Source organism: Clostridioides sp. ZZV15-6598 (genome assembly GCF_020657705.1).
Taxonomy (GTDB): domain Bacteria; phylum Bacillota; class Clostridia; order Peptostreptococcales; family Peptostreptococcaceae; genus Clostridioides; species Clostridioides difficile_F.
Genome location: NZ_JAGWCS010000020.1, coordinates 18,472 through 31,492 on the forward strand (window position 1 = coordinate 18,472; position 13,021 = coordinate 31,492).

General features: G+C 28.0%; 20 protein-coding genes. All 20 read left to right on the plus strand.

Translation table 11 applies throughout. The features are described from left to right. Positions 1-8: 8 nt before the first annotated feature. The 20 genes from KGF50_RS06040 (at position 9) to KGF50_RS06135 (ending at position 13,014) form a co-directional block, all read left to right on the plus strand. On the plus strand, positions 9-494 hold the full coding sequence (locus tag KGF50_RS06040) for a hypothetical protein (RefSeq protein WP_227847248.1): 486 nt from the start codon (positions 9-11) through the stop codon (positions 492-494). Between the two features lie 19 nt (positions 495-513). Continuing rightward, the gene (locus KGF50_RS06045) at positions 514-774 is read left to right on the plus strand and encodes a hypothetical protein (protein WP_227847249.1); all 261 of its coding nucleotides are present in this window, start codon (positions 514-516) and stop codon (positions 772-774) included. Between the two features lie 105 nt (positions 775-879). Continuing rightward, a complete protein-coding gene (locus tag KGF50_RS06050) occupies positions 880-1,323 on the plus strand; it encodes an RNA polymerase subunit sigma (RefSeq protein WP_227847250.1) in 444 nt (147 codons plus the stop codon). A gap of 192 nt (positions 1,324-1,515) precedes the next feature. Then, a complete protein-coding gene (locus tag KGF50_RS06055; protein WP_103929288.1) occupies positions 1,516-1,788 on the plus strand; it encodes a DUF2829 domain-containing protein in 273 nt (90 codons plus the stop codon). Positions 1,789-1,812: 24 nt separating this feature from the next. Next, positions 1,813-2,331: a hypothetical protein gene (locus KGF50_RS06060; RefSeq protein WP_227847251.1), complete on the plus strand. Its 519-nt coding sequence runs from the start codon at positions 1,813-1,815 to the stop codon at positions 2,329-2,331. Positions 2,332-2,334: 3 nt separating this feature from the next. Then, positions 2,335-2,979, plus strand: coding sequence for a tyrosine-type recombinase/integrase (locus KGF50_RS06065; RefSeq protein WP_227847252.1), 645 nt, complete (start codon positions 2,335-2,337; stop codon positions 2,977-2,979). 203 nt (positions 2,980-3,182) lie between these two features. Further along, positions 3,183-3,641 (plus strand): helix-turn-helix domain-containing protein, encoded by a 459-nt coding sequence (locus KGF50_RS06070; RefSeq protein WP_227847253.1) that lies wholly within the window; start codon positions 3,183-3,185, stop codon positions 3,639-3,641. 556 nt (positions 3,642-4,197) lie between these two features. Next, positions 4,198-5,937 carry a hypothetical protein gene (locus tag KGF50_RS06075; RefSeq protein ID WP_227847254.1) on the plus strand — a complete coding sequence of 580 codons (1,740 nt, stop codon included), beginning with the start codon at positions 4,198-4,200 and terminating at the stop codon, positions 5,935-5,937. 15 nt (positions 5,938-5,952) lie between these two features. After that, positions 5,953-6,141 (plus strand): hypothetical protein, encoded by a 189-nt coding sequence (locus KGF50_RS06080; protein ID WP_227847255.1) that lies wholly within the window; start codon positions 5,953-5,955, stop codon positions 6,139-6,141. Positions 6,142-6,153: 12 nt separating this feature from the next. Beyond that, positions 6,154-7,431, plus strand: a complete 1,278-nt coding sequence (locus KGF50_RS06085; protein ID WP_227847256.1) for a phage portal protein — start codon at positions 6,154-6,156, stop codon at positions 7,429-7,431. Continuing rightward, complete coding sequence (locus KGF50_RS06090; RefSeq protein ID WP_227847257.1) at positions 7,409-8,161, plus strand: minor capsid protein; 753 nt, start codon at positions 7,409-7,411, stop codon at positions 8,159-8,161. Before KGF50_RS06085 ends, KGF50_RS06090 begins: the two co-directional genes overlap by 23 nt. A gap of 59 nt (positions 8,162-8,220) precedes the next feature. Further along, positions 8,221-8,547 (plus strand): hypothetical protein, encoded by a 327-nt coding sequence (locus KGF50_RS06095; protein WP_227847258.1) that lies wholly within the window; start codon positions 8,221-8,223, stop codon positions 8,545-8,547. Between the two features lie 26 nt (positions 8,548-8,573). Next, positions 8,574-9,176: a DUF4355 domain-containing protein gene (locus KGF50_RS06100; RefSeq protein ID WP_227847259.1), complete on the plus strand. Its 603-nt coding sequence runs from the start codon at positions 8,574-8,576 to the stop codon at positions 9,174-9,176. Between the two features lie 25 nt (positions 9,177-9,201). Next, a complete protein-coding gene (locus KGF50_RS06105; RefSeq protein WP_074141642.1) occupies positions 9,202-10,125 on the plus strand; it encodes a hypothetical protein in 924 nt (307 codons plus the stop codon). Between the two features lie 14 nt (positions 10,126-10,139). Next, positions 10,140-10,421: a Rho termination factor N-terminal domain-containing protein gene (locus KGF50_RS06110; protein ID WP_074141641.1), complete on the plus strand. Its 282-nt coding sequence runs from the start codon at positions 10,140-10,142 to the stop codon at positions 10,419-10,421. After that, positions 10,414-10,785, plus strand: a complete 372-nt coding sequence (locus tag KGF50_RS06115) for a phage head-tail connector protein (protein WP_227847260.1) — start codon at positions 10,414-10,416, stop codon at positions 10,783-10,785. The genes KGF50_RS06110 and KGF50_RS06115 overlap by 8 nt, the downstream gene beginning before the upstream one ends. An 11-nt stretch (positions 10,786-10,796) precedes the next feature. Then, a complete protein-coding gene (locus KGF50_RS06120) occupies positions 10,797-11,144 on the plus strand; it encodes a hypothetical protein (protein WP_227847261.1) in 348 nt (115 codons plus the stop codon). Beyond that, positions 11,144-11,500, plus strand: a complete 357-nt coding sequence (locus KGF50_RS06125) for an HK97 gp10 family phage protein (protein ID WP_227847262.1) — start codon at positions 11,144-11,146, stop codon at positions 11,498-11,500. Before KGF50_RS06120 ends, KGF50_RS06125 begins: the two co-directional genes overlap by 1 nt. Before the next feature lie 8 nt (positions 11,501-11,508). Next, on the plus strand, positions 11,509-11,958 hold the full coding sequence (locus KGF50_RS06130) for a DUF6838 family protein (protein ID WP_227847263.1): 450 nt from the start codon (positions 11,509-11,511) through the stop codon (positions 11,956-11,958). Further along, entirely contained in the window at positions 11,959-13,014 is a 1,056-nt protein-coding gene (locus KGF50_RS06135) for a phage tail sheath subtilisin-like domain-containing protein (protein ID WP_227847264.1), read from the plus strand. It abuts the gene before it with no gap. The last annotated feature ends 7 nt before the right edge of the window (positions 13,015-13,021 follow it).

Sequence of the window (13,021 nt, forward strand, 5' to 3'; positions counted from 1 at the left end):
TATTAAAAATGGATTTAAAATTAATTAGTAATATACCTAATTGGAAGGTAGAGGATCAGTTGGCAAAAATTGATGAAGAAGTAACTGAGTTTAAAGAGGCTATAGATACAGGAATGACTAAAGATATAATTGCAGAAGGACTAGATGTTTGTCAAACTATTTTAACAATGTTTCAAGTCTTAGAATTAGAAGATTATATTACAGAAGGTATAGAGATACATAATAAGAAACTAAGTGAAAGAGGATGGGATCTCAAAGAAATAGGAGATGACATACTTAATTTAATTAAAAATTCAATGATTAATGAATTAATTAATATGAATAAGAAATTAAAATGTGTTGACGAAAAAGAATTTAATGCAAAAATACAATTTTTAGATGTAGATAAACTATGGAATTTATGCATGCCTTTAGTTAACTTAAGTACTATAAAAGGAGTTAATGAAAGCATTGATGAAATGAAAATGGGAGAATTTCTAAAAAATATTAATTAAGGTAAGGAGGCAATCTAATATGCTGATAGAAGTAATTGAAAAAAATAATGAAAAATTACAACTAGGAGATATTATTGCAGTTAATGGTAATAACGAGTTGTATATGGTTATTGCTTTAAGAGAAACATTGGGTGAGCATGTTCTTGTAAATATAAGAAATGGTTATGAATCACTTGGTAGTTGTAAATCTTTAAGACATTTAGAAGGAGATTTAAAAAGAAGAGGTTATAAATTATATAGTTCTGATGATTATAAGTTGCGATTAGTGCCTAGAGAATAAGATATATTTCAAAAAAAGAAAAAAGGAGCATTACTCACGCTCCTACTTGTCAAAATTCTAAAACTATTATCAATATTATTATAACATAATTAGGAGTGTGAGGTAATGCAATCTAGTAAAAAGGACAATTTGTTTAGTGGCGCAGAAGGCAAGTTATATAATTATAAAAAAATAAAAGCAGAGATAGAAAAAATAGACATTGATATTCAGATGATAAAAAATGATTACAGAGGATGTAGTGGAGTTGAAATCAAAGAAAAAGCAGGCAAAACATATGATATTAAAAGTGTAGTTGAGATAGAGATTGAAGAAAAAGACAAAAAAATTGCTTTAAAAGAAAAAGAGAAGAGACATAAGGAATTGACAATAGAAAAAATAGATAATGCAATGAAAATATTAAGTGAAGAAGAAAAGAAAATAGTGCAGTATAAATATTTTTCAAACAGTAGGACATCTTGGGAATATGTTGGTAAAATGATTGGTTTTTCAGCAAGCAAGTGTAAACAAATGAGATTTGATATTATAGATAAGATAAAAGGATTACTATAAAAATGTCCGATTTGTGACGATTTTAAACCGTTTTATGTCCAAAAATAACCGATTTGTGACCGATTTATGTCCGATTTGTGTCTTTTAATCATGATAAGATTGTATTGTGAGAAAAATATATTTAATAAAAAAAGGCTTGGAATTTATGCTCCAGGCCTTTTTTAATACAATAAATTAAAAGGAGAGTGAATTATGAAATTTGAAGAAGTATTACCATTAATAAAAAGCGGAGAAAAAGCGTTTAGACTAGGCTGGAATGGAAAAGGGATGTTTGTAGTTAGACAAAAGGGTTATCCGCAAGGCATTCCATGCAATCTACAAACAGCTGAAGTATGGGGACTTAAAGAAGGAGATTTATTTAAGTGCGAACCATATCTTCAGATAAAAAATAGTAATAATTCGCATTCAATATGGGTACCTAGTACCGGAGATATATTTGCAGAGGATTGGGAAGTAATAAGATAGGAAAAAGTCTTATAAATAATTCATTTGATTATTTTGAAAGGAGTGTTTGAAATTAAACGTGACATAACAGAAGAAATTTCAAGTGCTGCATATGTACCAGATAATCTAAAATATTATGACAATGTAATGAAAGAAGCTCCTGGTATGTATGGAAGAGAATGTTCTTTAGATTTTATAAAGAAAAAGCAAGAAAAACTCTTGAAACTAAAAAAGAAGGTTAAGAAAAATTATGATTCTAATATTAATAAGATAGACTCATATCTAAAAATTTTAGAGGAAAGTATAATTGATGAGTCTGATCATGTTGAGTTGGTTGTCTTTAAATTATATTTGCAGTTAGAAAATGTTGTAAAAGTAACTGAAACTGTAAATAACTTAGGATTTAGAATAAAGACCAGTACTTATGCAAGAGAAAGAAAATATAGTACAAATGATATAACCTCTATAATCACAGATCCTTTTGCTAATGTAATTGAGGACTTAAAAATATTAGTGCAAGAGAGGCAAAGAAAAAATTATCATGGTAATAAGGAGTGTTTTTAATGAATGGAAGCACATAAAGGACAAAAAGTTAACCCTATTAAAGATATAGAGGATGTATTTAGACTTTTAAATTTTCTGGAAGAATGGAATGAAAGAAACTATTTATTAGCCCTCTTTGGAATGTGTACTGGACTTAGAATAGGAGATATATTAGCACTTAAAGTTGCAGATGTAACAGATATAAAGTTAGATAGAAAAGGAAATAAAATAAGAGTATCTAAAGATTGGATTAGAGTTATAGAGGAAAAAAGGGACTATGATAGAGAGGTTTTCTTATCTGATGTAATAAAGAGTGCTATAGAAAATTATACTCAAGATAAACCAGGTGAAGAGTTTATATTTAAAAGTGGCAAGAGGAAGAAATTTAATAGACCTATCCAAACAAGGCAAGCAGGAAGAATAATAAAAGGAGCAGCAGAAAAGGTAGGAATAAAAGAAAATGTTGCAACGCACTCTTTAAGAAAGACATTTGCAAGACATATTTATGATGAAGAAGAAAATAAGACTTATGCATTAGAACTTATAAGAAAGATTCTAGGACATAAGACAATAGAAATGACTAGAAGATATATAGGAATAGATAAGGATGAAGAAGTAAAGGCAATAACTAAATTTACTAATAAGTTAAAGAAAAGAAAAAGAAATTAGAATATCTTGTATTTTATCTAAAATTTAATATGTTACGTTTTTCAGCAACAGGACATTATTAGAATGTAAAGAACCTTAACGATAGAGTTTCCAAAGAATAGAATAGATTTATTAAAATGTCTGAAAATGTATGTTAAAGGTCATTTATACGAAGAATCTAAAGCAATGTATGAATATAAAAAATGAAGTAAAGGAGTGATTGTTTGAATGGCAAAGATATTGAAGTAGTCAATGATAGCTATAAGAGGTTAAGAGAATTATCAGAAGATGAGTCTAATGCAGTATATCTATTGATTTCAGGGCTGACAGTAACAGAGGTTGCTAAAGCAATTGGTGTTACTAGGCAAACTATTTATAACTGGATGAACAGAGAGCATATTAGGAAAGAAATTGACAGACGTAAACAAGAGCTAACAAACCAAGGAAATTTATTGATATTAAAGGATTTAGAAACTTATATCAATAACATCAAGGAATTAGCTAGTGATAAGAGTGATAAGAGGGTTATGTTAGCAGCTAATCAGTATCTTATAAATCGCATCTATGGTACTCCTACAAGTACAGTTATACAAGCAGAAGATGATAGTGGTGGTATGGGTATGGATACAACAGAGATAGAAGCAGCTATAGCTAAGATAAGAATAAGAACAAGCAAGAAGTAATTAGATATGAAATAAATCCTGCAAGAATATGTTTTAATTATGTTTGAAATCAATTAAAGCAAAACATATATTATATATATATTTACTTTAATAATTAAATCATAGATTGTATTTAACTTTAGATATATCTGATTTAATAAAATTTAGTGAGACTTAATAATTAAAGTTTCATACAGTGAAGTGATGTAGATTATTATAGTATATGTGAACCTATTGGAAATGCTAGATTCTTTTTAACTATGCCGAAAATACATATTTAAGGAATAGTTGAAAGATAATTAATAATTCTAATCAAAAAAATATTTCTTGCAAGAAAATAATTCAAAATACTTTAATATATTTATTTTTTTATTAATAGGGGGTGTCCTTCTATTTTGAAAAAATTATTTTTTATGGAAAATGAGTTCTGGAAATTTTCTAGCAAAATTTAAAAACCAGAGACATATTTCAGAGAGGGTGATTTTATTATAGAGAAAACTGTATTGTTTATTTTATTAACTATATTGCTAACTGAACCTAAAAAGAAAATAGAAGAAGTAAGAGGAAGTAAATACGAGTGGATAATTTAGAAAGAAATATACAATTAATATTTAGTTATCTAGCAAAGACTTTTATAAGGAATGGAGCAACTATAAAAGATGCTGAAAAAGAAGCAAATGAGATTATAAAAGCTAATTCAAACAATCTTTGGGGAGTTAATGGTCTCGCTTATCAACTTGGAAAAATAAATCTAGAATTTTTCTGTATGTATTTTATGCAAGACACATATTTACCAAAAGAAGATAATGCTGCTGCTCCTATAGCTAAAGTTCATCATGAGTTATGGGAAGATATACAAAAATCTATAATTGGAGATGGTTCACAACAATTAGGAAGGATTTATCCAAGAGGAACAGGTAAAAGTGCATTTGGAGATTTAGCAACAACTGTATGGTCACATTGTTATAAACATAAAACATATACTTTAATTTGCTCTGATATAGGATCTACAGCAGAGAAATTTGTAAAAGATATAAAAAATGCATTACTTGAAAATGAGTATATTAAAAAAGCATTTGGTGTTCTTTTAAATGACAATGATAGGAAATACATTTGTAATAGTACTCAACTAGAGCTAACAAATAAAACTTTTATTGAAGCAATATCATCTTCATCACCAATGAGAGGAAGAAAATACAATAACAACCGTCCTGATCTTATCATACTTGATGACTATCAGTCAGAAGAAAATGTTAGAACAGAAGATGCTAGAGAGAAAAAATTTAAAAGATTTTCTGATGATGTAAAATATGCTGCTCAAAAACCAGTAATCAGAAATGGTAAAACTATAAAAAGAGGAACAACTTTTATAGCATTAGGAACCTTACAACACAAAGAATGTTTCTATAGTAGACTAAAAAATTTACCAACTTGGAAATTTAAATGTGAAAAAGGAGTTTTAGTCGATAATGTAGATGAATTATTTAATTCTAGTTTATGGCTTAATTTCAAAGAGATCTTATTTGATTTTAAAAATACAAATCATCTTGAAGATGCTAAAGAATTTTACTGGGAAAATGAAAAAGAAATGAAATTTCCTATACTATGGCCAAGTTTTTGGGATTGTTTGGACATGGCTTTAAGTTATTATGAAAATCCAACATCTTTTAAACAAGAGGTACAAAATGATGTAAATTCAATAGGTGAGAAATGGTTTAAAACAATCAGAACTGAATCTAGAGAATGTATAGAAACTCATACATTTAAAAAAACAATGTTATTATGTGACCCAGCATCTGCAGGTGGTTCTAAACATGACTATAGTGCTTTTCTTGTTGGAAGTGAATCAGAAAATGGTTTACTATATGGTAGATTGGCAGAATTATCCAAAATAAATGCTAGAACTGATTTTGATAAATATATAGACCACATGATTTATTTATTAAAAGTGTATCCAAATATAACACATGTTTATATAGAAAAAAATACATTTAATGGTGCAGATGCTAATCAATTAGAACTTAAAATAAAAAATGATGATGTTCTTTACTATAGAGATATAGAAATCATTAATGAGCACCAAAAGAAAAATAAAGATGATAAAATCTCTACTTTAATACCTGTTTTAAATAAAGGTCAAATGATTTTTGCAGAAGAAGATAAGGAATTTATACAGCAAATCCTTGATTTCACAGGGCAAAAGTATTCTCTGCATGATGATGCGCCAGACATATCATCAGAATTTATTAATCGCATTAACAACATAAAAGTTTCTGAAACAGTAAATATCTTTGACAGAAAATTATTAGGTTTTTAGCTTGGAGGTGATTTATTGGCTAATAGATCAAAGTTTGAAGAGGTTCAAAAAACTTTAACTAAAAAAGGAAAGAAGTTCAATGTTGGAATAGGAAAAGATGAAAAAGGATATTTTGCATATACACACAGAGCAAGAAGTAAAAGTTATATTTCAAAGCAAAATATTCCAATTAAAGTTTTAAGATTTATAGAGTCTACAGGATAGGATGTGTTATTAATGGAATTAGATTTAGACTTAATAAAAGAAATATATGATGATTGGAACTCTAATAAATCCGAATATGATACTATGTACAAATATTACAAAGGCGAAACTGATGCTATTAGTAACTATAAAATGGTTACCAAGAGATCTAATAATAAGATAAACACTAATTTCTTAAAAAAGTTTATTAATGAAGAAGTCGCTTATTCTCTTGCAAATAAGATTACCTATACAAGTAGATCTGGTGATGAGAAGATTATAAATGATTTAGAATACTATACTTGCCATTGGAGTAAAAAGCATGACTCAGATTTATTGAGGTATGCACTATTATTTGGGCTTTGCTATGAACTTTACTATGTAAAAGATGATGAAATACAAGTAAAAATAATAAAGCCAACAAATGGCTGTCATTATGAAAATGAAAATGGAGAAATAGTATGCTTTATTAGAGAGTTTACTAAGAACTTTGAAGATGAAACATATATAGATGTATATGATAAAGAATACATCTATCATTTTGATTCAAATTTTAAAGAAGTTGAAAGTCCTACAGTAAACAATATATTTGATGGCAATGTTCCAATATCAGTTTGCAAAAGAAGTGATGAGTTAGGTAAAAATACAATATATAATGACATAAAAGGGTTACAAGATGCTTATGAAACTAATTTGAGTGATATAAGTAATGAAATTAGTGATTTTAGAAATGCTTATTTAACCTTCTCTGGATGCAATATTAAAGAAGATGATTTGCCAAGGATGAAAGAGCTTGGAATACTTCAAGTTAATGGAGATGGAAAGATAGAGTGGCTTATTAAAGATATGAATGATACATTTGTTCAAAATACACTATCTTCAATAAAAGAAAACATGTATGAAATTACATCTCATATAAATCACAATGAAAAAATGCAAAGTAATACATCAAGTCTAGCAGTTATAGCAAGATTAATCAGTACAGAGTGGATTTGTAGCCAAAATAATGATAGTATTGCAGATACTTTATTTAATAGGTACAAATTATTGTGCATTTGGATTAATAAAAAGTATGGTTTTGACTATGATTATAAAGATATTAAGGCTAAGTTTACCCCTAAGATACCACGAGATGATTTAGTTGTAGCAAATATACTAAGTCAACTTGGAGATAAATTATCTACTGAAACTGGATTGTCTCAACTAAGTTTCATTGATAATCCTCATGCTGAAATAGAAAAGACTAAAAAAGAGCAGGAAATGATTTCAGAGGGAGAGATTTTATTAGATGAATCAGAAATTGATAACTAAATTAACTGAAGATATATATAAATCTGCTGAAAATAGAACAAAGTCATTTTATAAATATCAAAAAGAAAACAGGGATAAACTCTTGTTAGAAATAGCTAAAATATTGTTATCATACAACATCATTGATGAATATGTAAAAATTAATGATAAGGATAAAAAAAGTTTAAGGGTAAAACTTAATAAAATTATAAATGAGTATTCTAACAATTATGATGAAGAAGTCAAGGATATAGAAACTATTTTATCTGATTCATCTAAGAATAAATATTCAAATTTGATAATTCTATTGGGAGTAATACTGAAGATAGAAGATATGAACAATAAAGTTATAAATAAGATAGTGAATAATAAGGTTGATGGAAAGCAGTGGAGTGACAGGCTTTGGAAGAATAAAAAAGGTATAGAAGAATCATTAAAAAAAGAAATAAAGAGTTTTCTAAATGGAAAAACTTCTGTAAATAAGATAGAAAAAGTAATAAGAGATAAATATTCAACTGGTGCAGGACAAACTAGTAGACTAATAGAAAATGAAGTTGCCAGGTGTCAAAGTGAAGTAAACGAGTATTTTTTCAAAACACAAGGCATTATAAAAGTAATGTATTGTGCAGATTTAGATTCTCGCACATGTAGTGATTGTTCTATGTACAATGGAGTGATATTTTATGTCAATGAAGATAGACCCTCTTTGCCTAGACACTGTCACTGTAGATGTCAGTATATACCTGTTTAACACTTATTAATTAATTTAATAGGTGTTTTTATTATGTCTAAAAAAATATGAGGTGAAATATGAAAGTTGAAATATTAGGAACAGAATATCTAGTGATAGAGAAATTTGAAAGCGAAGATGCGCTATTAAAAGAAAGAGCTGGATATTGCGATCACTCTGTTAAAGAAATTGTTATAGAGAAAATAAATTCTGAAGAAGGTTCATTAAAAGATTTGAGTGTATATAAAAATGAAGTTGTTAGACATGAAATAATTCATGCATTTCTTAGTGAAAGTGGATTAAAGAGTTGCAGTTCTTGGGCTACAAATGAAGAAATGATTGACTTCTTTGCAATTCAATTTCCTAAATTAGTAAAGATTATGAATAAAATAGAATGTTTGAATTAAATTTTTAAAAAAGGAGAACTCGATAGATGTTAAAAAAAGAAGTATTAGAATTACTAAAAGAGATAGAAGATGATGCAGAAATAGATTCATTGTTGCAATCGACGGATTTGTTTAAATCTGCATCTGATAAAAAACTTACAATAGAAGAATTTAGAGAATTAATTAATAATGATGCAAATTTTAAAGCGCTTATAGACAATGAAAAAAACAAATATCATAGTGAAGCACTTGAAAACTTCAAGAAAAAAGATATGCAAACACTTATAAGTGCTGAAGTTCTAAAAAGAACTGGAGCAAATGAAACTGAAGAACAAAAAGCGATAAGAGAATTAAGAGAAAGTTTAAATAAATTAGAGAAAGAAAAGCAGCATGCAGAAAAAATTTCTAAATATAAAGATATTTTAGTTGAAAAGAAAATACCTACAAACTTAATTGAATATCTACTATCTGATGATGATGATAAAACAAATGCAAATATAGAGATATTTGAAAATTCGATGAAACAGTATGTGCAATCAAGAGTAGATGAAAGAATTAAAGATGGTTCATACGTTCCACCTGGCAAAGATAGTGCAGGTTCGCTATCAGAAATCAGAAAACAAATAAAACAAGGACTAAATAGTCTTTAGTATAAAAAGAAAGGATGATTTATAAATGGCAAATTTATTAGAATATGTAACGCTTTTTCAACAAGAATTAGATATGCAAACTGTTGCTGGCTCAACTACTGGATGGATGGAAAAAAATGCTGGCCAAGTTATATATGATGGAGGTAGAGAAGTAAAAGTTCCTAAAGTTTCTATGGATGGTTTAGGGGATTATGATAGATCTAAAGGTTATGCTCCAGGTGCAGTTACTCTTGAATATGAAACAATGAAGATGGAAATGGACAGAGGTAGAGAGTTTATGCTCGATTCAATGGATGTAAATGAAACTAATTTTATTGTAAATGCATCTTCTGTAATGGGATTATTTCAAAAGCAACATGTTATACCAGAAATAGATGCATATAGATACTCAAAGATATTTTCAGAAGTTTCTAAGGTTGATGAGCGTGTAAAATATTCTTATGAAGCATCTGCTGCAACAATTTTAAGTGAATTAAAATATCAAATAGCATCAATTCAAGATTCAGTTGGAGAAATACCTCTTGTTATTAGCATGTCTAGTATGATTGCAAGTATATTAGAGCAATCCACTCAGCTGGATGATATTGAATTTGGTGATGGAGATATAAAGAGAGTTGTAAAATCTATAGATGATGTACCTATAATAAAAGTTCCGTCAAAAAGAATGAAAACAGAATATATATTCATGGATGGAAAAACATCTGGCCAAACGGGAGGAGGATTCAAAGAAGGACCAAAAGCACTAGATATAAACTGGTTAATAACTCCATCTTCTGCTCCAATTGCAGTATCTAAAACTGACAAACCAAGAATATTTACTCCAGATCAAAATCAAACAGCAGATGCTTATAAAATAGATTATAGAAAATATCATGATTTATGGTTATTAGAGGAGCAATTAAAACTTTGTAGGGCATCTGTAAAACAAGCTAAGGCTGTACAAGAGTAAAGGAGTTATTTTAAATGTTTGTATTGAAAAAAAAGAATGTAATTAAAGTTGTTGAAGATGAAAATTCGAGAGATAAATTGACTTTAAAAGGATTTAAAATATATTTAGAAGAAGCAACTAAAGAGAATATTGAGAAAAAAGAGGAAAAAATCGAAATAGTTAAACAAAACTCTAATGATTTATTTAATCTATCTAAACCAGAACTTATGGAAATTGCTAAAGGTAAGAATATAAAAGGATATTCAACTAAAACTAAAGAAGAATTAATTCAATTACTGGATGAGTGCAATGCTTGATAATATTAAGTTAGTTTTAGGAATAGAAAATGATAGATATGATAAATTAATAATCCTTTATATAAAGAAGATAAGTGAAATGGTTTTAGAATATTGTTCTAGGCAGGAACTAAGTATAGCACTAGAAGGGTTTGTGGAGGAAAAAGTAATATCAATATTATCTTCAAGATTTGAGGAACTTAAGAAAAATAGCGGCCTTGATAATCTAGAAAAAAACTTAAAAGCAATAACTAGAGGTGATACAAAAATAGAATATAATACTTTAACATTGCAAACTGCTGAAAATAGCATAAGTTCATCATCTTTTTTAACTGATACTGATAAAAAATTTCTAAGCCCATTTTGTATTGTTAATATGTACTAAGAGGTGATTAAATGACTGAAGCAGATATATTAGAAATGACGTATCTTGATAAAATGACTATCATTAGAAAATCAAAAGGCTGGAATGAAGAAACATGTTCTAATGATTTTAGTAATGTTGTTATAGCTGAAAATATACCTTGTGCAATTTCAAGGAAAGAAGAAGCTCTTGTAAGTGGTGATATTGGAGCTATAGTCGTAAATAGAAAGCTATTTTGCAGACCAGAAGTAGATATAAAAATAGGCGACACTATAAATGCAACTTATAGTCATGGAGAAGAAGCTATATTTAAGGTTTCTAAGGCAAATATATATCCAAGCCATATGGAAATACCTATTACAGAAGCGGAGAGAATATAATGGGAATAGATAATTTAGGAGTCTTTGAAGCATTAGCATTAGATTTAGGTCTAAATGCCTCTAACTTTAATAGAAAAATTAAGAAGTTTACAAAAGAAACTGGGCAAGAACTAGCAGAAAATATAAGAGATGAAACTCCTGTAAAAACTGAAAAGTTAAAAAAGGGATGGGAAGAAAAGCAACCAGAATATGATACTTATATTGTTAAAAATGAAGTTGATTATGCTACTTTGGTAAACAATGGCCATGCAACTAAAAATGGTGGCATTGTTCCAGGTGTTTTTATGGTAGAAAAAGCTATTGAAAAAACAAAAGAAAATATGACAAGTGCAAAAGCGAATTTATTTGATTGGTAGGTGATTAGTTGCTTACAAACAGAGATATTATAATAGCAGTTAATAAAAGAATAGAAAGTGAGTTTAGAGATACAGATATTTTTATTAATGAGGATAATATACAAGGCTTTGAGGAGGCTTGTTTTTTTGTGCAACTTTTACCTGTTTCTAATAATATTGCAAATAAAATTTTAGATATTAAAAAGATATTCATAGATATTGAGTATTACCAAAAAGCTAGAAAAAATAAATTAAATCTATATGACATACAAAGTAGATTAGAAAAAATATTTAACAGAAACATTAGAGTTAAAGATAGGAGTTTAACTATAGAAAATATATCTCCATCGATTGCAAAAGATCCTGTAGGATATAAACTAACTTTTCTAATGACTGTATCTTATTTTGAAGAAGTCTATTTTGAAAATGAAACATTTGAAATTATAGAAAATGTAGATTTAAAGATAGGAAGTGATTAAATGGGTTTACCAGAAATTAATATTTCTTTTATCCAAGCAGGAAAAACTTTTATTAAACGTTCTGGAGGTATTGTAGCACTTATTTTAAAAGATACAAAAAATATAGGGTTAGTTGAGATAAAAGAAATAGAGGATATTCCAGAAAATTATTCTGCTGTTAATTTAGATTATATAAAAATGGCTATGAAGGGAAATGTGTATCCACCAAACAAAATATTAGTTTATACATTAGATACAGATGAATTAATAGATGATGCTTTAGATTTTTTTGAAACTTGCGAGTTTAATTATCTTTGTATGCCAGAAGAGACAGAGCAGGATTTACCTAAAATCAAAACATGGATTAAGAAGATGAGAGAAGATAATAAAACAAAGGTTAAAGCTATTACTGCAAGTAATTCAGCAGACTATGAAGGTATAATAAACTTTACAGCAACTGATATTGAAGTTGAAGATAAAAAATACACTTCAAATGAATTTCTACCAAGAATAGCAGGTTTTATTGCAGGAACTCCATCAACTCAATCTGTAACATATGCAGAAGTACCAGAAGTTACTAATATACCTAAATTAACAAGGGTTGAAGCAAATGCAAGGATAAATAATGGAGAGCTAATTTTAATAAAAGAAAGCGGAGCTATAGTAATCGCTAGAGGAGTTACATCCTTTACAACAACTACTGATTCAAAAGGTGATATATTCAAAAAGATTAAGTTAGTTGATACATTGGACCAAATTCATAACGATATTAAAAAGATAATTGTAAGAAATTATATAGGAAAAACACCAAACACTTATGATAACAAGTGTTTGCTTATTGTTGCAATACAATTATATCTTCAAGAATTAGAAAAAGAAGGTTTAATTGATGAAGGTTCAACTGTAGAAATTAATTTAGATGCTCAAAGAGCATGGCTAAAAAAACAAAATATAGATATATCTAATATGGAAGAACAAGAGATAAAAGAATACAATACTGACACTCTTGTATTTTTAAAAGCAAAAATTAAATTAATAGATGCAATGGAAGATGTATATTTAGACATCTCTATGTAGTTTGGAG